The 18,977-nt window shown below is 74.3% G+C and carries 17 protein-coding genes; 11 read left to right on the top strand and 6 right to left on the bottom strand.

From position 1 onward, the window contains the following. Positions 1-19: 19 nt before the first annotated feature. Positions 20-1,666 (top strand): phospho-sugar mutase, encoded by a 1,647-nt coding sequence (locus Sya03_RS01040; RefSeq protein WP_203936173.1) that lies wholly within the window; start codon positions 20-22, stop codon positions 1,664-1,666. Here the strand turns inward: Sya03_RS01040 and Sya03_RS01035 are convergent. Then, positions 1,663-2,355, bottom strand: coding sequence for a GOLPH3/VPS74 family protein (locus Sya03_RS01035; protein WP_203936172.1), 693 nt, complete (start codon positions 2,353-2,355; stop codon positions 1,663-1,665). The two genes, Sya03_RS01040 and Sya03_RS01035, sit on opposite strands and share 4 nt — an antisense overlap. Before the next feature lie 252 nt (positions 2,356-2,607). On the opposite strand from Sya03_RS01035, the gene Sya03_RS01030 reads away from it, so the two are divergent. Both Sya03_RS01030 and Sya03_RS01025 read left to right on the top strand, forming a co-directional pair. Then, complete coding sequence (locus Sya03_RS01030; protein ID WP_203936171.1) at positions 2,608-3,639, top strand: hypothetical protein; 1,032 nt, start codon at positions 2,608-2,610, stop codon at positions 3,637-3,639. Positions 3,640-3,649: 10 nt separating this feature from the next. After that, positions 3,650-6,493, top strand: coding sequence for a stealth family protein (locus Sya03_RS01025; RefSeq protein WP_203936170.1), 2,844 nt, complete (start codon positions 3,650-3,652; stop codon positions 6,491-6,493). Here Sya03_RS01025 and Sya03_RS01020 read toward each other — a convergent pair. Then, positions 6,490-8,145 (bottom strand): stealth family protein, encoded by a 1,656-nt coding sequence (locus Sya03_RS01020; RefSeq protein WP_203936169.1) that lies wholly within the window; start codon positions 8,143-8,145, stop codon positions 6,490-6,492. The two genes, Sya03_RS01025 and Sya03_RS01020, sit on opposite strands and share 4 nt — an antisense overlap. Positions 8,146-8,297: 152 nt before the next feature. On the opposite strand from Sya03_RS01020, the gene Sya03_RS01015 reads away from it, so the two are divergent. Further along, complete coding sequence (locus Sya03_RS01015) at positions 8,298-8,786, top strand: NUDIX hydrolase (RefSeq protein ID WP_239107032.1); 489 nt, start codon at positions 8,298-8,300, stop codon at positions 8,784-8,786. 156 nt (positions 8,787-8,942) lie between these two features. Here Sya03_RS01015 and upp read toward each other — a convergent pair whose 3' ends face one another. Continuing rightward, entirely contained in the window at positions 8,943-9,575 is a 633-nt protein-coding gene (gene upp, locus Sya03_RS01010; RefSeq protein WP_203936168.1) for a uracil phosphoribosyltransferase, read from the bottom strand. A 41-nt stretch (positions 9,576-9,616) separates the two neighbouring features. On the opposite strand from upp, the gene deoC reads away from it, so the two are divergent. The 5 genes from deoC (at position 9,617) to Sya03_RS00985 (ending at position 15,955) form a co-directional block, all read left to right on the top strand. Then, the gene (gene deoC / locus Sya03_RS01005; RefSeq protein ID WP_203936167.1) at positions 9,617-10,513 is read left to right on the top strand and encodes a deoxyribose-phosphate aldolase; all 897 of its coding nucleotides are present in this window, start codon (positions 9,617-9,619) and stop codon (positions 10,511-10,513) included. 5 nt (positions 10,514-10,518) lie between these two features. Beyond that, on the top strand, positions 10,519-11,934 hold the full coding sequence (locus Sya03_RS01000; protein WP_203936166.1) for an aldehyde dehydrogenase family protein: 1,416 nt from the start codon (positions 10,519-10,521) through the stop codon (positions 11,932-11,934). Then, the gene (locus Sya03_RS00995; protein WP_203936165.1) at positions 11,927-12,739 is read left to right on the top strand and encodes an aldehyde dehydrogenase family protein; all 813 of its coding nucleotides are present in this window, start codon (positions 11,927-11,929) and stop codon (positions 12,737-12,739) included. Before Sya03_RS01000 ends, Sya03_RS00995 begins: the two co-directional genes overlap by 8 nt. Positions 12,740-12,868: 129 nt before the next feature. Further along, complete coding sequence (locus Sya03_RS00990; protein ID WP_239107031.1) at positions 12,869-13,747, top strand: SatS C-terminal domain-containing protein; 879 nt, start codon at positions 12,869-12,871, stop codon at positions 13,745-13,747. Between the two features lie 60 nt (positions 13,748-13,807). After that, the gene (locus Sya03_RS00985) at positions 13,808-15,955 is read left to right on the top strand and encodes a transposase (RefSeq protein WP_239107030.1); all 2,148 of its coding nucleotides are present in this window, start codon (positions 13,808-13,810) and stop codon (positions 15,953-15,955) included. A 7-nt stretch (positions 15,956-15,962) separates the two neighbouring features. On the opposite strand, the gene Sya03_RS00980 is transcribed toward Sya03_RS00985, so the two are convergent. Beyond that, entirely contained in the window at positions 15,963-16,499 is a 537-nt protein-coding gene (locus Sya03_RS00980; protein ID WP_203936164.1) for a hypothetical protein, read from the bottom strand. Positions 16,500-16,556: 57 nt separating this feature from the next. On the opposite strand from Sya03_RS00980, the gene Sya03_RS00975 reads away from it, so the two are divergent. Together Sya03_RS00975 and Sya03_RS00970 are read left to right on the top strand one after the other, a co-directional pair. Then, the gene (locus tag Sya03_RS00975) at positions 16,557-17,513 is read left to right on the top strand and encodes a hypothetical protein (protein ID WP_203936163.1); all 957 of its coding nucleotides are present in this window, start codon (positions 16,557-16,559) and stop codon (positions 17,511-17,513) included. A gap of 16 nt (positions 17,514-17,529) precedes the next feature. Continuing rightward, on the top strand, positions 17,530-17,922 hold the full coding sequence (locus Sya03_RS00970) for a VOC family protein (RefSeq protein WP_203936162.1): 393 nt from the start codon (positions 17,530-17,532) through the stop codon (positions 17,920-17,922). Between the two features lie 70 nt (positions 17,923-17,992). Here the strand turns inward: Sya03_RS00970 and Sya03_RS00965 are convergent, their stop codons facing one another. Beyond that, positions 17,993-18,601: a GTP-binding protein gene (locus Sya03_RS00965; protein WP_203936161.1), complete on the bottom strand. Its 609-nt coding sequence runs from the start codon at positions 18,599-18,601 to the stop codon at positions 17,993-17,995. Then, entirely contained in the window at positions 18,582-18,959 is a 378-nt protein-coding gene (locus Sya03_RS00960; protein ID WP_203936253.1) for a DUF742 domain-containing protein, read from the bottom strand. Before Sya03_RS00960 ends, Sya03_RS00965 begins: the two co-directional genes overlap by 20 nt. Positions 18,960-18,977: the final 18 nt, after the last annotated feature.

The raw sequence follows: 18,977 nt of genomic DNA, 5'->3' as shown, positions 1-18,977 counted from the left end.
GGTGTGGTAGGCATCGGGGGTGACTCCCGATGACCTTCGCTCCGCCGCCGAGCGGTGGCTCGCCGACGACCCGGACGAGACCTCCCGCGCCGAGCTGCGCGCCCTGCTGGACGGCCTGCCGGGCAGCGCCGCCGAGCTGGCCGACCGGTTCGCCGGGCCGCTGACGTTCGGCACCGCCGGCCTGCGCGGCACCCTACGGGCCGGCCCGAACGGCATGAACCTCGCCGTCGTCACCCGCGCCGCCGCCGGCCTCGTCGCCTGGCTGGCCGAGCAGGGCGCCGACGGTCCGCTGGTCATCGGCTACGACGCCCGGTACGGCTCGCGGGCGTTCGCCGAGCGCACCGCCGAGGTCGCCACCGGCGCCGGCCGCCCCGCGCTGCTGCTGCCCCGGCCGCTGCCCACGCCGGTGCTGGCCGCCGCCGTGCGCACCCTCGACGCGGTCGCCGGCGTGATGGTCACCGCCAGCCACAACCCGCCGCAGGACAACGGCTACAAGGTCTACCTCGGCGCGGCGCTGGGCGGCGCCCGGGGCGCCGGGGCGCAGATCGTGCCGCCCGCCGACCGGGGCATCGAGGCCGCCATCCAGGCGGTGCCCGCCGTGGCCGACGTGCCGCTGGGGGCGCCCGGCACCGTGCTCGACGAAGCCATAGTGGCCGGGTACGTGACGGCGGCCGCCGCGGTCGTCGACCCGGCCGGCCCGCGCAACCTGACCGTGGCGTACACGCCGCTGCACGGCGTCGGCGGCCCGGTGCTGGTCGACGCGTTCACCGCCGCCGGGTTCGCCGCGCCCGCGACGGTGGCCGAGCAGTTCGCGGCCGACCCGGACTTCCCCACGGTGGCGTTCCCGAACCCGGAGGAGCCGGGGGCGATGGACCTGCTGCTCGCCCTGGCCGAGCGGACCGGCGCCGACGTGGCCATCGCCAACGACCCGGACGCGGACCGCTGCGCCGTCGCCGTGCCCGCCGCCGGCGGCTGGCGGGCGCTGCGCGGCGACGAGCTCGGCGCGCTGCTCGCCGACCACCTGATGCGCCGCGGCGCCACCGGCACCTACGCCACCACCATCGTCTCGTCGTCGCTGCTGCTGGCGATGGCGGCCGCCCGCGGCGTGCCGTACGGCGAGACGCTGACCGGCTTCAAGTGGATCGTGCGCGCCGCCGACGACCTGGCGTTCGGCTACGAGGAGGCGCTGGGCTACTGCGTCGCGCCGGGGCACGTGCGCGACAAGGACGGCATCACCGCCGCGCTGGTCGTCGCCGAGCTGGCCGCCGGGCTCAAGGCCGCGGGCCGCACGCTCACCGACCGGCTGGACGAGCTGGCCGCCGCGTACGGCGTGCACGCCACCGACCAGCTGTCCGTGCGCGTGGCGCAGCTCGACGAGATCGGCACGATGATGGCCGCGCTGCGCGCCCGCCCGCCGGGCGAGCTGCTCGGCGTGGAGCTGACCGAGTTCGCCGACCTGGCGCCGAATGCCGACGTGGTGATCCTGCGCACGGCGGGCGCCCGGGTGGTGGTGCGGCCGTCGGGCACGGAGCCGAAGCTCAAGGCGTACCTCGAGGTGGTGGAGGAGGCCGCGGACGGCGACGTGCCGGCGGCCCGGGCCCGCGCGGCGGCCGCGCTGACCGCCCTGCGGGCCGAGACGGCCGCGGTGCTGGGGGTGCCCGCCTAGCTGACCGCGGGGCGCGGCGTGCCCAGGGCCGCGGCGATGGCCCGGCCCAGGACGGCCACGACCAGCGCCACGCTGGGCCGCACGATCGAGTCCTCCAGGTTGACGCCGCCCGAGAAGCCGGCGCCCGCCGCGATCGCCTCGAGGCGCTCGTGGACGCGCTCGCGGTCCTCCGGCGGCAGCTTCAGGGCGGGCTCCATGCGGGCCGCGCAGACCAGCGTGGCCAGGGCCGCGGTGCGCTCGTCGGGCGCCACGTCGGTGGTCAGGGCCGTGGCGAGGCGCTCGCGGATCTCGTGCTCGAACGCGCGGTCGGCGGCCGGGTAGCGGTGGATGTGGATGTGGCCCATGGCGGTCTCGTCGACGTCGCGCACGACGCCGCGGGCCACCAGGTCCTCCAGCACGCGCTCGCGCAGCTTGTGGCGCAGCCGCTGCACCCACTGGGCGGGGGTGTGCGGATCGTCACCGTCGACCTTCGCCAGCACGGCGTCGGCGATGGGGTCGCCCGTGGGGGTCGGGTCGGTCACGATGAGCATGCCGCCCGGCCCGTACGCGACCCGGCCCGCGAGGGCCAGGTCGACCAGCACCGCCGCGGCCATGCCCAGGTCGAGGCCGATGCGCGAGACCGTGGCCTTGCCGGTCTCGTCGTCGTAGGCGAGCAGCAGCAGTTCCTCGGCGAGGGCGATCGACGTCATGAGGCAAACGATAGTGGGAGTGGTCACCACGGTGGCGTCCAGCCACGAAGCGCGTCGAATCATCGATCGTGGGTGATCGTCCGGTAGCCGTCGGTGAAATTGTCTCGTGCCCGTGACTTGGTTATCGTCGCCGACTCGGGGTGTTCGGGGACCATTAGACTCGGAACCGCTCCTGGGCCGACCGCCCTTCCACCCGCCGAGGAGAGAATCAGTGCTGGACGTCCGCACCGCCCCCCGGACCGGCTAGGCGACATGTCCGTGGACACCGTGCGCAAGTTCGCCGCCGCCTCGCTGCGCCGCTTCCCCAAGCTCAAGGTCGCCGCCCGCCGGCTCGACCGCAAGCTCAAGGGGCCGGTCGCCCGGCTGCAGCAGGAACGCCACGAGCAGCGGGCGCCCCTGCGCGGCGTCACCCGGGCCCTGTCCGGCAGCTCCTTCATCGACGCCCGGCTCGCCGCCGTGCTCGACGGCCGCACCCTCAACATCGACATGCTGGCGCCCCAGTTCCGGGCCGACGACGTCGTCGCCGCCGAGCTGCACGTCGTCCGCGGCGCGGTCCGCCGCACCACCCCCGCCCGGGTGCGCCGCGAACCCGACGGCACCTGCGGCATCGAGGCCACCGCCCTGCTCGACGACAGCCCCGGCGGCTACGCGCTGCGCCCCGGCGACCCGTGGCTGCTCGAGGTCATGCTCCAGACGGTGTCCCGCGGCCGGCGCATCCTCAAGGTGCTCGGCGGCCGCCAGAACGCCGGCACCACCGGCCTCACCCTGCCGTCGCCGCCGCACCCCGACACCGGCTACCGCTACCGGGCCCGGCTCTACTGGTCCGGGCGGCTGGCGCTCACCGTCACCCCGCCCGCCCCGGCCGCCGAGCTGAGCCGCGTCCAGCTCGACTGGACCCGCGCCGAGCTGGAGGTCCGCGCCGTCGGCTGGCGGATGCCCGACCAGGCCGTCGTCGAGGTCAGCAACCGCTCCGGCACCGCCCGCGTCACCGCGGAGGCCAGCCGCTCCGGCGCCGACCGGGTGCGCTGCGCCCTGCCGGTCGCCGAACTCGCCGGCCTCACCAAGCCCGGCAAGGAGACCGTGCTCAACGTCTTCCTGCGCGGCGAGGGCCGCCGGCTGCGGGTCGGCCGCGTCCTGCACGACCTGATGAACCCCGGCAAGGTGCTCAAGCCGACCCCGGCGATCATCTGGGCCGCGCCCGGCAGATCCCTGCGGGTGCAGGTCCGCTTCACCCCGGCCGGCGGCATGACGCTCGCCTGCCGGCACATCGGCCAGAACGACTGAACGGCGGCGCATGAGGATCACGTACCTGCTGACCTGGGCCGACGCGATGGGCGGCACGGAGCGCACCGTGCTGCGCCAGGCGAACTGGCTCGCCGGGCGGCACGACGTCGAGGTGCTCGGTGTGTTCCGCACCCGCGAGACCCCGGCGTTCGAGGTCGACGACCGGGTCACCAGCCGGTTCCTCGTCGACTCGCGCGGCCCGGTCCAGCGGCCCGTCGAGCGCGAGCTCGACGTCGAGGCGTGCCGGGTCCTGGCCGCGTCGCCGAGCCGGCTGGTCAAGAGCGAGTGGGAGCCGGCGTACAACGCGCTGACCGACCTCGAACTCGAGAGCGCCCTGCGCGAGACCGACGCCGACGTCGTCGTCACCACGTCGCCGGCCCTCATGGCCGTGGTCTCCCAGCTGGTGCCGCGCCGCGTCGTCGTCGTGCACCAGGAGCACCGGGTCGCCGAGCTGCGCCGCACGTCCGGTGACCCGTACGCCATCTACGCCGCCCGGATGGACGCCATCGCGGTGCTGTCCGAGCGCACCCGGGACTGGTTCGGCGTCCGCCTCGGCGAGGCCGCCCCGCGGCTCGCCGTCATCCCGAACGCGGTCGAGAGCGGCTACCGCCCCCGGTCCAGCCGGATGAACCGCACGATCATGATGGCGGGCCGGTTCACCGCCGAGAAGCAGTTCGACCACGCCGTCAGCGCGTTCGCCCAGCTGGTGCCCGACCACCCGGACTGGCGGCTGCGCATCTTCGGCGACGGCCTGCGCGCCTCCGTCGAGCGGCAGATCGCCATGCTGCGGATGGGCGAGCACGTCGAGCTGATGGGCACCAGCTTCTCGCTCGACCAGGAGTGGTCCAAGGCGTCCATCGCGCTGCTCACGTCCCGGGTCGAGTCGTTCGGGCTGACGCTCATCGAGGCCATGGGCGCCGGCGTGCCGTCGGTGGCGTACGACTGCCCCAACGGCCCCCGCGAGATCATCGCCGACGGCGTCACCGGCTTCCTGGTGCCGCCGGACAGCATCGACGAGCTCGCCGCCGGCCTGCGCAAGCTCATCGAGGACGACGAGCTGCGCCACGACATGGGTAACCGGGCGCTGAAGGCCGTCGAGCGGTACTCGGTGGACGCCGTCATGCCGCAGTGGGAGGCGCTCTACACCGAGCTGCTGGCCGGCCGCGACGAGCCGGGCTGGAACGAGCGCCGGTCGGCGGCGCAGGCGTTGCAGTGGGCGCAGGAGTCCGAGGCGGTCGTGTTCATCTCGGCGGCGCCGCAGCTGCCCGCCGACGCGGAGACCTGGGCGGCCGCCGTGCACGCCGCCGACCCGGAGCTGGTGTGGAGCCACGGCCAGCTCACCCGCCTGCGCGACGACCTGACGCCCGGCGAGGTCGCCCAGCTCAACCTCGACCTCGCCGTCGAGGCGCTGGAGCGGGCCGGCGTCCGCTACTTCCTGGTGCGCCAGCCGCACCCGACGTTCCGCATCGCCGTCGAGGCGGACGACCGCACCACGATCCTGGAGGCGCTGGCGGGCGCGTTCACCGGCCGCCCCGCCTACGTGGAGGCGCTCGACCCGCAGGGCCGCGGCCGCGGGGTCTGGCCGGCCGCCGTGTGCGCCACCGTGGACAAGGTGCAGCTCGCCGCGTCCGTGCGGATCTTCGAACCGGTCCTCACCACCAGCCAGACCCTGCGGATGGGCGCGTTCTACGGCTGCCGCATCGAGTTCTGGGAGACCTCACCGAGCGGCCAGGAGCTCGTGGCCCCCGCCGGCGGCAACCTGGCCGGCATGCGCGTCTCCGTCGAGTCGCTGACGCCGGCCACCATGGGCGTCGGCGGCCGGCAGTACCGCACCGTCGAACCGTTCACCCGCACCCTCGGCGGCGAGTTCACCGAGCCCGTCGACGTGGTCTACACCTGGGTGGACGGCGACGACCCGGCGTGGCTGAGCCGCAAGGCCGAGGCGCTCGGCGCGCAGCTGGTGCCGACCGGCGACGTGCAGGGCCACGAGCGGTTCCGGTCGCGCAACGAGCTGATGTACTCGCTGCGCTCCATCGACACGTTCGCGCCGTGGGTCAACAGGATCTGGATCGTCACCGACCGGCAGACCCCGGAGTGGCTCGACCTCGACCACCCGAAGGTGCGCATCGTCGACCACCGCGACATCTTCACCGACCCGGCGGTGCTGCCCTCGTACAACTCGCACGCCATCGAGACGCAGCTGCACCACATCGAGGGCCTGTCCGAGCACTTCCTCTACCTCAACGACGACGTGTTCTTCGGCCGGCTGCTCGGCCCGGACAGCTTCTTCGCCGACGCAGGCCTGCCCAAGGCGTTCGCCAGCCCGACGGTGATCCCGCTGACGCCGGTCGCGCCCACCGACGAGATCTTCGCCGCCGCCGCCAAGAACAACCGGGCGCTGCTGGAGAAGGCGTACGGCCGCACGCTCACCCACTCGTTCCTGCACGCGCCGCACGCCCACCGGCGCAGCACGCTGAGCGGGATCGAGCAGGAGTTCGCCGAGGCGTGGCAGCGCACCGCCGCCGCCCGCGTGCGGACCCGGGAGGACATCTCGCCGCTGTCGTCGCTGGCCCACCACTACGGGCTGATGACCGGGCGCAGCGTCGAGGGCACGATCCGGTGCGCGTTCGTCAACGTCAGCCTGGAGAACCAGCTGCCGAAGCTGCAGACGCTGCTGCAGCGCCGCTGGCACGAGGTGTTCTGCCTCAACGACTACCACGACGGCGACGTGCCGGCCGACGACCAGCTGCGGATCATGGAGGCGTTCCTCGGGGCGTACTTCCCGATCCCCAGCCAGTACGAGCGCGGCAGCGAGCGCAACCGCGCCGTCGCCGGCCGGGGCTACCGCCTCTAGGCGCCGAGGCCGGTCCCGCGCAGCGGGGCCGGTCCGGCGCCCGGCGGGTCGGGCAGCTCGTACGGCGCGCGGAACGGGAAGTACGCGGGCAGGAACGACGCCAGCAGCGCCGCCTGGGCGGCCGCCGCCTCGCCGGTGGCGTTGGTGTCGTTCAGGCAGAACACGTCGAGGTCGCGCTTCGCCAGCGCCTCGGCCAGCCGGGCCGGCGTGGTCGGGTCGGCCATGTCCTTGTACATGTAGCTCAGGTCGGCCAGGACGCCCTGGCCGGTCAGCACCGACCAGTGCTGCTGCAGCGACGCCATCAGCGAGATGTTGCTGTGGTGCCGGAACTGGTGCGCCGCGGTGGCCGCCACCTCGTCGGGGAACGCCAGCTCGATCTCGGCGATGACGCTGCGCCGGGCCGGGTGCGGGGTGTGCTTCATCTTGTGCGACAGGAACCGGCCGAAGCGCCGCTGGATCAGCGCCCGGTTGTTCTTGCCGGCGCTCATGATCGGCGGGTCGTCGGGCTGCGCCGGGCCGTTGTCGATGCGGTTGACCGACAGGAACACCTTCGTCTGGCCGCTGGGCGTGAAGAAGGTGCTGGGCAGCACGGGCCGGCCGAGGAACACGTCGTCGTTGAAGTACACGAAGTGCTCGGCCAGGCCGGGGATGCGGTGCAGCCGGGTTTCGATGGCGTGCGAGTTGAACGTCGGCAGCACGCCCGTGTCGCCGAAGATCTCCTTGTGGCTGACCATCGTGATCTGCGGGTGGGCGGCGTCGAGCCACTCCGGCGTCTGGTCGTCGGTGACGATGAAGATGCGCCGCACCCACGGGGCGTGGGCGTGCAGCGAGCGCAGCGAGTAGCGCAGCTCGTTGCGGGAGATGTAGCGGGACTCGTTGGCGGCCTGCTCGTTGGCCGTCACCCAGTCGTTCTCGCCGAGGGCGGCGTTCTTGCGGGCCAGCCAGGCCGGGTCTGCGCCGTCGACCCAGGTGTAGACGACGTCGATCGGGAAGTCGACGTGGTCGAGCGGCGGCACCAGGAACGGCGCGCGGGTGCGGTAGCGGCGCCCGTCGCCGGCGGCGGCGCGGAAGTCGCCGAACGCCTCCTCGCCCGCCTCGACCTCGGCGTCGGACGCGAGCACCACGTCGGTGCCGCGGTTCTGCCGGGGCGCGACGAGCCGGCCGTCCTGTTCCGCCCAGAACTCGATCTCGCAGCCCGCGTCGTGGGCGATCAGCAGGCCGCGCTGCGGGTCGACGACCGGCCAGAACACCTGCACCAGGTACGGCGGCACGGCGGCGTGCTGCTCGGGCGTCACCTCGGGCGGGCGGCGGCGCCGGATCGGCCGCACGGTGGCGCCCTCGGCGGCCAGGGCCTTGGTGACCCGCTCGACGGCGGCGCGCGCCGACTCGGCGACGGCCAGCGACGAGCGCGACACCTGCCGGGTCGGCAGCCGGAACCAGGCGACGCCGGCGGCGTCGAGCGCGGCGACGACCCGGTCGAGGTTGGCGGTGCGCACCGCCAGCGGCGACGCGGCCGCGTCGATCGGCGCGAGCTGCTTCGGGTTCGGCTTCGGCGGCCGGATCGAGTCGCGCACCCGCCGCGGCAGCGCCTTGAACACCCAGCGCTTGACCGGTTTCGGCACGGCCTTGCGGATGCGGCGCAGCGGGGGCACGGGTCGTCCCTTCCAGTCAGACGATTATCGGCGTTTGCGCTGGTGAGGGCACCATCCACCCGACGGGCCCAGCGACGCAACCGGGGCGGAACGGTACCACTCGGCACATGGTCGCACGGGCCCGCCACCGGCCGGGCGCTATGGTGTGCGGCGTGCGTGCGGTTCTGGCCACCCTCGGTTACGTGTTGTCCCCCGACGAGACCCGGGTCCTCATGATCCGGCGCGACGCCCGCCCGGACGACCAGCACTTCGGCTACTACAACGGCCTCGGCGGCAAGCTGGAGCCCGGCGAGGACGTCGTCGCCGGCCTGCGCCGCGAGATCCGCGAGGAGGCCGCCCTCGACTGCGGCGCCCCCGAACTCGCGGGCACGATCTCCTGGCCGGGCTTCGGCCGCGACGGCGCCAACTGGTTCGGCTTCCTGTTCCGCGTCCGCACGTGGACGGGCACCCCGCCGCCGGGCAACGCCGAGGGCACCCTGCACTGGGTGGACGTCGCGGACGTCCTGGCCGGCAAGCTGCCCATGTGGGAGAGCGACCGCCACTTCCTACCGCTCGTCTTCGCCGAGAAGCCGAAGACGTTCCACGGCGTCATGCCGTTCGAGAACGGCAAGGCGACAAGCTGGACCTACACGGAGCTGTAGCTCACGAAGCCGCAGGCGAGCAGGCCGCGGCGAAGCCGCCGGCGGGCTGCGTCCGCGACGCCCCGCGGTGGCCGGAGCCCGAGGAGGCCGAGGCGCAGCCGTGGGCCCCCGCAGGGCTCCGGCCACCGCGAGGAGGGCGTCGCGAGCGCAGCTCGCCTAGAACCGGGGCATGCCGCCGAATTGGCGGTCGCCGGCGTCGCCCAGGCCGGGGACGATGAACATCTTGTCGTTCAGCCCCTCGTCGATCGACGCCGTGACCAGGCGCAGCGGCAGTCCCGACGCCTCCAGGCGGGCCACCCCCTCCGGCGCGGCCAGCACGCACAGCACCGTGATGTCGGTGCAGCCGCGCTCGACGAGCAGCCGGCAGCAGTGCTCCAGGGAGCCGCCGGTGGCGAGCATCGGGTCGAGCACGAGGACGGGCAGGCCGGTGAGGTCGCGCGGCAGCGACTCCAGGTACGCCCGGGGCTCGTAGGTCTCCTCGTCGCGGGCCAGGCCGACGAAGCCCATCTGCGACTCGGGCAGCAGGGCGAGCGCCGCGTCGGTCATGCCGAGGCCGGCGCGCAGGACGGGCACGAGCAGCGGCGGGTTGGCGATGCGGGTGCCGGTGGTGGGGCCGACGGGCGTCTCGATGGGGTACGTCTCGGGCGGGAAGGCGCGGGCGGCCTCGTACACGAGCATGGTGGTGAGCTCGTGCAGGGCGGCGCGGAAGGCGCCGTTGTCGCTGCGGGCGTCGCGCAGCGCGGTGAGCCGCGAGGCGGCGAGCGGATGATCGACCACGAGTACGTCCACAGGCGTCAACGTACCGGCCACCCGCGGCATATGGTGAACCTATGACCCCTCTCCGCGCGATGCTGCACGGACTGCCGGGTGTCGACCGGGTCGGCGCCGAGCAGCGGGCGGCGATGCTGGGCACCCGCTCGATCAAAACGACGGCGAAGGCCGAGGCCATCGACCTGGCGATCCGCATGGTCGACCTGACCACGCTGGAGGGCGCGGACACCCCGGGCAAGGTGCGGGCGCTGTGCGCGAAGGCGCGCCGGCCCGAGGCGGACTGCCCGCCGGTGGCGGCGGTGTGCGTCTATCCGGCGATGGTGCCGGCGGCGGCCGAGGCGCTGCGCGGCTCGGGGGTGCACCTGGCCAGCGTGGCGACGGCGTTCCCGAGCGGGCAGGCGCCGCTGGAGGTGAAGCTGGCCGACACGCGGGCGGCGGTGGCCGCGGGGGCCGACGAGATCGACATGGTGATCAGCCGGGGCGCGTTCCTGGCGGGCCGCTACGACCTGGTCCACGACGAGATCGTGGCGGTCAAGGAGGCGTGCGGCGACGCCCACCTCAAGGTGATCCTGGAGACGGGCGAGCTGGGCGACTACGACAACGTGCGCCGCGCCTCGTGGCTGGCGATGGACGCGGGCGCCGACTTCATCAAGACGTCGACGGGCAAGGTGCCCAGCGCGGCGACGCCGCCGGTGACGCTGATCATGCTGGAGGCGGTGCGCGACTGGTTCGCGCAGACCGGCCGCCGCATCGGCGTGAAGCCGGCGGGCGGCATCCGCACCAGCAAGGACGCCATCAAGTACCTGGTCATGGTGAACGAGACGGCCGGTCCGGAGTGGCTCACCCCGGACCTGTTCCGGTTCGGCGCCTCGACCCTGCTCAACGACCTGCTCATGCAGCGCGCCAAGCTGCGCACCGGCCACTACTCCGGCCCCGACTACGTGACGCTGGACTGACGCCCATGTTCGAGTACGCACCCGCCCCCGAGTCCCGTTCCATCGTCGACCTGGCGCCGTCGTACGGCCTGTTCATCGACGGCGAGTTCGCCGCGCCCGCCGACGGCGGCGTGTTCAAGACGGTCAACCCGGCCACCGAGGAGGTGCTGTCCGAGGTCTCGGTGGCCGGCCCCGCCGACGTCGACCGGGCGGTGGCGGCCGCGCGGCGCGCGTTCGCCGGCTGGTCGGCGCTGCCGGGCGCCGCCCGCGCGAAGTACCTGTACCGGATCGCCCGCATCGTGCAGGAGCGCTCGCGCGAGCTGGCGGTGCTGGAGTCGCTCGACAACGGCAAGCCGATCCGGGAGGCGCGCGACGTCGACCTGCCGCTGGTGGCCGCGCACTTCTTCTACTACGCGGGCTGGGCCGACAAGCTGGCGTACGCGGGGTACGGCACCACTCCGCTGGGTGTGGTCGGCCAGGTGATCCCGTGGAACTTCCCGCTGCTGATGCTGGCGTGGAAGATCGCGCCGGCGCTGGCGACGGGCAACACGGTGGTGCTGAAGCCGGCGGAGACGACGCCGCTGTCGGCGCTGTTCTTCGCCGACGTGTGCCGCCAGGCCGAGCTGCCGCCGGGCGTGGTGAACATCGTCACCGGCGCCGGCGACACCGGCCGCACCCTGGTCGAGCACCCCGACGTGAACAAGGTGGCGTTCACCGGCTCCACGGAGGTGGGCCGGCAGATCGCCCGGTCGGTGGCGGGCACCGGCAAGCGGGTCACGCTGGAGCTGGGCGGCAAGGCGGCGAACATCGTCTTCGACGACGCCCCGATCGACCAGGCGGTCGAGGGCATCGTCAACGGCATCTTCTTCAACCAGGGCCACGTCTGCTGCGCCGGGTCGCGGCTGCTGGTGCAGGAGAACGTGTACGACGAGGTCCTCGACTCCCTGAAGCGGCGGATGGCGCAGCTGCGCGTGGGCGACCCGCTCGACAAGAACACCGACATCGGGGCGATCAACTCGTCCGTCCAGCTGGAGCGCGTCCGCGCGCTGGCCGCCGTCGGCGAGCAGGAGGGCGAGCGCTGGTCGCCGCCGTGCGAGCTGCCGGGCCAGGGGTTCTGGTTCGCCCCGACGATCTTCACCGGGGTCAGCCAGACGCACCGCATCGCCCGCGAGGAGGTGTTCGGGCCGGTGCTGGCGGTGCTGACGTTCCGCACCCCGGCCGAGGCGGTGGAGAAGGCGAACAACACGCCGTACGGGCTGTCGGCGGGCATCTGGTCGGAGAAGGGCTCGCGCATCCTGGCCGTGGCGGACAAGCTGCGCGCCGGGGTGGTGTGGGCGAACACGTTCAACCGGTTCGACCCGGCGTCGCCGTTCGGCGGCTACAAGGAGTCGGGCTACGGCCGCGAGGGCGGCCGCCACGGGCTGGAGGCCTACCTTGCCTGAGCAGCGCCTCGCCGTCCGCAAGACGTACAAGCTCTACATCGGCGGGAAGTTCCCCCGCAGCGAGTCAGGACGGACCTATCTGGTGGACGGTTCGAACGTCGCCCTCGCCTCCCGCAAGGACGCCCGCGACGCCGTGCTCGCCGCCCGCAAGGCGCAGCCGGGGTGGGCGGGCGCGACGGCGTACAACCGGGGCCAGGTCCTGTACCGGGCCGCCGAGATGCTGGAGGGCCGGCGCGCGGAGTTCGCCGCGCTGGGCGTGCCGGAGGCCGACGTGGACGCCGCCACGGACCGCTGGGTCTGGTACGCGGGCTGGGCCGACAAGCTGGCCCAGGTGCACGGCGGCGCGAACCCGGTGGCCGGGCCGTACTTCAACCTGTCGGCGCCCGAGCCGACCGGCGTCGTGGGCGTCGTCGCGCCGGCGTCGTTCCTGGGGCTGGTCAGCGTGGTGGCCCCGGCGATCGTCACCGGCAACGCGGTGGTGGTCGTGGCCGGCGACCCGCTGCCCGCGGTGACGCTGGCGGAGGTGCTCGCCACCAGCGACCTGCCCGGCGGGGTGGTGAACATCCTCACCGGGTCGCCGGCGGAGATCGCGCCGTGGCTGGCGTCACACGACGACGTCAACGCCCTCGACCTGACCGGCGTCGCCGACGGCGAGCTGGCCGTCGCCCTGGAGCAGGCGGCCGCGGGCACGCTCAAGCGGGTGCTGCGGCCGGGCCCCGGCGCCGACTGGGCCGCCGACCCGGGCCTGGGCCGGATGACCGCGTTCCTGGAGACCAAGACCGTCTGGCACCCGAAGGGCTTCTGACGCGGGCCGTCCCGCGACCGGAGTGTGGCCAAATCGGTTGACCGGGGGTACGGTCCACCGGCACTCAGCTCCGCCCACTAGGGTGTGCCCAGAGTCACCCGCAGGATCCCACCTCACCCGGAGGTCACCGTGGCCCGCCAGCCGTCCGAGCAGCCGACCGACGCCGACGAGGTCTCGTCGTCCGACGTCTCGTCCGCCGATGGTGCGGACCGCGCGCTGTGGGAGCAGACCCGGGTCACGCCCGTCGAGATCGCCCTGCCGGGCGGTGTCGGCTTCACCCTCCGCGCGTACCGGATGTCCGACCAGCTCGCCGGCACCGAGGTCGCCGAGAGCGACGAGGACGACGTCTTCGACGCCCGCGCCCGGGCCGGCCTGGACGACGACGAGGACGACGAGGAGGTCGTGATCCTCGACGAGGAGTACAAGGCCCTCGTCGAGGGCAAGGACTCCGACGCCGACGAGGCCGCGGAGGGCGACGAGCCCGCCGAGGAGGAGTTCCACGACGAGGAGAAGGAGCCCGTCGAGGAGGTCCCCTTCTTCCTCACCCACAAGGGCAAGCTGCTCGTCTTCAAGTCGCCCGAGTCGCTGGTGTCGTTCGTGCGCTCCGGCGCCCCGCACGACCTCACCCAGCTCGACACCTGGCCGACGCTCGCCGAGCGCATCACCGTCGAGGACGTGGTGGTCGACGACGAGGACAGCTACGAGCTGGACCTGGTCGTGGAGAACCTGCGCGGCGGCCACGACACGTGGGACAACCAGCTGCTGATCGAGGCCGGCGAGATCGCCCGCGACCTGGCGTACGCGCTGCGGATCAAGGCCGTCGTCGCCGCCCTGTCCCCCGGCACCCCCCTCGACGACCTGGACGAATCGCTGCGTTCCGCCGCCAAGGGCGGGCTCGGCGGGTTCCGCGGCCGGCGCCGCCTCCGCAAAATCGGGGCACAACAGGCAAGCATCGGCTGGCGCACGATTATCGGGAAGATCTCTGCTTCCGTGGACTGGCGCGACTGACCGTCACCAGGGAGCATTTGCAGTTGGCACACGAGGAGTCCCGGGGAGGAGGACGACGCCGTGGCGCTCGTACGGGTGTACTGCGGTCTGGCGTCGGCGGACACAACGGTGAGTCGGACTCCGGCCGCGCCGGGGATGACCGTCGCCGTCGTCGACGACGCAGGCCGGTTGCTCGGTGTGCACGAGGTCAGTGACGACCCGGCGGGTTACGCCTGGCTCGGCGCGCTGCTCGTGGAGCGCTCCTCCGGCCTGAACAGCGCCGCCGTCGCCGCCGACAGTGACGACCACGTGCTCACCTCCCTGCTGACCGCCGCGGGCCGCCCGCTCGCCGTGGCCGACGACGACTCCGTCGACGACTTCGCGGAGCGCTTCGCGGACGACGACTCCGCCGAGGAGATCCAGTTCCCGCCCGCGTACCGGCGGGCCGTCGGGCTCGCCCGCGCGCTGCAGGCCGGCGCCCTCACCGCCACGCCGCTGCCGACCCCGCGTGAGCTGGTCGGCCACAAGCCCGTCCTGGCCGCCCACGCCGCCATGCTGACCGGCCGTTCCGCCGCCGCCACCGCCCTGCGCGAGGTGCTGCGCGAGCTGTACCCGGCGGCGCTGCGCGCGTACCCCGACCCGGCGCAGCCGCTGCCGATGGCCGTCCTCGACGCCCTGCCCGAGCCCGGCCGCCTCACCGGCGCCGGGGCCCGCGGCCGCGACGCCGCCGAGGTCGCCGACGACGTCATCGCCGCCCTGGTCGACGGCGGGGTCGGCGACCCGCGCTCCGTCGGCGACGCCGTGACCGCCCTGCGCGTGGCCATCGCCGAGTCGCCGCGCCGCGGCGGCGTCAACAAGGCGCTCGCCCCGGCCGTCGCCGAGACCGTGCAGGACGCCCTGGCCGCGGTCCGCGCCTGCGACGCCGCCTGCGCCTCGCTCGTCTCCACCCTGTCCGCCCGCGTCGTCGAGCCGCCCGCCGCCGGCACCACCACCGGCCGCCGCAGCGCCCGCCGCGCCGCCGAGAGCCCCGCGCCGACCATCCAGCGCGTCGACCTCACCTCCGGCGGCCGCCGCGCCCGCCAGGAGCCGTCGCCGGTCTCCGGCCCGGCCGGGCCGCGCCCGATGACCTCCCCGCCGACCGCCCCCGCGCCGCTGAGCCCGCCGCCGATGGCGCCGCAGCCCGTCGCGCCGCGCCCGGTCACCCCGCCGCCGCTCGCGCCCGCCGCGTCCACCGGCCTGCCGTCGCGCCCGGTGTCGTCGTCGCGCCCCGTCTCGGCGCCGCCGCCCCCGCCGCCCGGCATGGTGCCCGGCCCGCGCTCGACCGTGCCGCCCGCCGAGGCCGGCCAGCCGTTCCGCCCCACGCTCACCAACGCGGCCATCAACAACGCCCGCGCCGAGCGCCAGCGCACGGTCATCCCGCCGCGGCCCACCACCCGGCCCACGAGCAGCGTCCCGGACCAGGCCCCGAGCGTCACCGACTACTCGCTGCCCATGCCGGCGCCGCGCCGCGACGCCCCGCCGCCCGGGTCCCGCGCCAACTGGCCGGTCAACCCGCCCGCCGCCCCGGAGGAGCGCGCCCCCGCGCCCACGTCGGGCGCCGGCCGGGTGCCGCCGCCGTGGCAGTCCGACGACCTGCCCGCCGAGCCGCCGTCCCTGCGCCTCGTCGAGCCGGAGCGCGACGCCGCCGACGAGTCCCGCTTCGACCGCGGCCTGCGCCTGGTCGACGGCGAGGGCCGCAACGGCCGCGGCGCCCCGCGCCGGCCCACCCTGACGGCGCTCGACCGCAGCTCCACGCCGCCCGTGCCCGACGAGGGCGACGGCGACCTGCTGATCTTCGCCGCCGCGCGGTCCGCCTGGTTCACCGGCCACACCGACGACAACGAGGTCGGCTGGGAGTCCAGCATGGACAGCGGCTGGCGGGCCGCCGAGGAGGCCGCGCAGCCGAAGATCGAGGCGGAGACCAGCGCGGGCCTGCCGAAGCGGGTCCCGCAGGCCAACCTGGTGCCCGGCTCGCCGCTGCGCGACGAGCGCCCGCTGCGCATCGTCCGCGACGCCGCCAGCATCGCCGCCCACACCACCGGCTACTTCCGCGGCTGGCGCCGCGGCCAGGAGATCGGCGGGTACGCGATCGGCGGCCGCCCGGGCCGCGAGGCCAACGGCGGCTGGGACTTCAGCCGGGACGGCGGCAGCCGCGACGACGACTTCCGGTCGGCCGGCTACCCCAGCTGACCCGCGGTCAGGTGTCGTACCAGCCGCAGTCCCAGGGCGCCGGGAAGGCCATGTAGTCGCCGGGCTCCGCGGTGACCCACCACGTGTCGTCCGCGCCCGCGGGCGGCCGGGCCACCAGCCCGAACGTGGTGCCGAACCGCCGCACGCCGAACGGCGCCACCTCGATGCGCCCGTACCGCACTGCGCCCAGCCCGGCGAGCCGGTCGGCGTGCGCCCGGTCGGCCCCGTCGTCGCCCGGCCCGAACGCGTCGATCTCCGTGCTCAGCAGGCGCCCGGCCGCGTCGAACACGTACAGCGCCACGAACTCCCGGCCGCCGTCGCCGATCTCGAACGGGCGGGTCAGGAAGAACTGGTGCCCCTCGGCGGTGCGCCCGACGTGCCGGGCCTTGTAGTCGTCGTGCGCGATCGCGAACCTGATCGGCGGGCCGAAGTCCGCCGCGCCCGCCCGCCCGCACGACTCGTGGGCGGCGTCCGGGGCGCAGCCCGCCAGCAGCAGCGCCAGGACGAGGGCGGCGGGGGCGCGGCGCCGGGACACGAGGCTCACGGTCGGACACGGTAGCGGGTTCGCGTCCCCGGCGAGGGCCGGATCGTTGGTCCGGTCGTGAAGCGGCGCATCGTGGCGGCCCTGGCATCGGCGGGCGCCCTCCTGTCCCTGGCGGCGTGCGCGGCGGCGGGACCGGCCGCGGCGCCGGCTGCGGCACCCGCCGCGCCACCCACGGTGCCCGCCGACGTGCCCGCCGACGTGCCGGCCGACGTGGCAGCGACGGCCGTCCGGCTCGACGACCTGACCCGCCGGATCACCGGCAACCTGGAAGAGCACCGGGCCGCCGAGCGGCTCAACTACCACCGGGCGGAAGGCGCGCTGGTGGCGTGCATGGCGGCCGCCGGGCGGACCTACCGGCCGCTGCCGTTCGTCAGCCGCTACGACGAGTTCACCGACGCCGACCTCGGCTACGGCAACGGGTTCGGCAGCGTCATCGACTCCCTCACCGCGCGGGGCCGGCGGGCGGTGCTCATCGAACTGGCCGCCGCCCGCAGGGCGCGCGCCGGCGTGCTCATCGACGGCAGCACCAGCCTCGTTCCGGACGCCGACGTGCCGTTCTTCAACCGCTGCAACGGCCCCACCGGCTACCGGCCGCCGAACGACTTCGAGCCCCCCGCGGACGCCTACCGGCTGTCGGTCTTCCCGGGCCTGCTCACCGAGCCGATCCTGGGGCTGGTCGCCGCCATGGCCACCTACGAACCCTGCATGAGGGACCGGTACGGCTACGAGATCGACGGGCAGGACCGCACCGAGTTCCTCTTCCAGCCCCGCCTCGACCGCCGCGACGCCCCGGTCGACGGCAGCCCGCCGAACGCCGCCTGGACCCGGGGCCTCGCCGAGATGGACGCCGTGTTCGCCGCCGACGCCGAGTGCCGCCGCCCGGCGTACGTCATCGCGATGCGGCAGGTGGCGCGGAACCTCGACGCGTGGGAGGCGCGGCACCGCACCCAGCTCGACGCCATCCGCGCCGACTGGCGGCAACGCGTCGCCGACGCCGCACGGCTGCCCCGGTAGGCGGCACACTGGGGTCATGATCGAGCCCGGTGCGCACCTGCGGATCGCCCGCCCGTCCCGTGACCTCGCCGCCGCCGAGCGGTTCTATGTGGACGGCCTCGGCCTGACCGTGCTGTACCGGTCGGCGGGCGGGGACCACGACCTGCTGATGGTGGGGCTGCCCGGCGCCGGCTGGCACCTGGAGCTGGTGGGCGGGCCGAACCTGGCCGTCGCGCCGCGCCCGACCGCCGAGGACCTGCTCGTGCTGTACCTGGCGAGGCCGGTCGACGAGGGGCTGGTGGAGCGGCTGGTGGCGGCGGGCGGCGCCCGGGTGGAGCAGGGGGCGTACTGGGCGCGGTGGGGCGTGACAGTGGCGGACCCGGACGGCTACCGGCTCACCCTGTCGACGCGGGACTGGTCGAACGCCTGACGCCGGGCGCAGCGCGACGCCCACGCCTGCGAAGAGGCGTGGGCGTCGCGGGTGCTGGTGCGGCCGGCGGTCAGGCCGGGGCGACGGCGCGCTGGCGGCGCATCGTCAGGACGTACTCGACGAGCGAGATGAGCACGTTCTTCGTCGACTCGCGGTTGCGCGCGTCGCAGCTGACCACGGGCACGTCGCTCGAGATCGCCAGCGCGTCCCGCACGTCCTGCGCGTTGTGGTACTGCATGCCGTCGAAGCAGTTGATGGCCACCAGGTACGGCAGCCGCCGGTGCTCGAAGAAGTCGATCGCCGCGAAGCAGTCGGCGAGCCGCCGCGTGTCGACCATGACGACCGCGCCGATGGCGCCCCGGACCAGCTCGTCCCACATGAACCAGAACCGCGTCTGGCCGGGGGTGCCGAACAGGTACAGGATCAGGTCGCGATCGATGCTGATGCGACCGAAGTCCATGGCGACCGTGGTGGTCGTCTTGCCCGGCACCTGCCGGTTGTCGTCGACACCCACACTGGCCGACGCCATGATCGCCTCGGTGGTCAGCGGCGTGATCTCCGAGACCGAGCCGACGAGCGTCGTCTTGCCGACGCCGAAGCCACCGGCGATGACGATCTTCGCCGATGTCACGCGACCGGCGGCAGGCCGGCGCGAGTTGTCAGAGCCTGCGAAGTCCACTCAGCACCCTCTCCAGCAGTTCCGTGCCCACCGCATCCGGTTCGTCCTCCAAGGATGTCGGTTCGTGCACCGCGACGAGGCCGTCGGCGGCCATGTCGGCGACGATGACCCGAGCGACGCCGAGCGGCATGTGCATCCGCGCGGCGATCTCGGCGAGCGACTGCAACCCGTTGTCACACATCGCCGCGATGTACTGGTGCTCGTTGCCCGTGCTTCCGACGCCGGAAGCTCCGGTGCGGCCGCGGTTGGTGGTCTCGACGAGCGCCTCGAGGGCGATCTCCAGTCTCGGCCGGGTCCGTCCGCGGGTCACGGCATACGGCCGGACCAGCGCGCCGGTCGGTTCATCCCGTTCGGCCATCGTCACCGTTACACCCCT

The sequence above is a fragment of the Spirilliplanes yamanashiensis genome, assembly GCF_016863475.1.
Lineage (GTDB): Bacteria > Actinomycetota > Actinomycetes > Mycobacteriales > Micromonosporaceae > Spirilliplanes > Spirilliplanes yamanashiensis.
The sequence above is the reverse complement of the archived record's forward strand: the minus strand, read 5'-3'. Positions and strand labels throughout refer to the sequence as shown.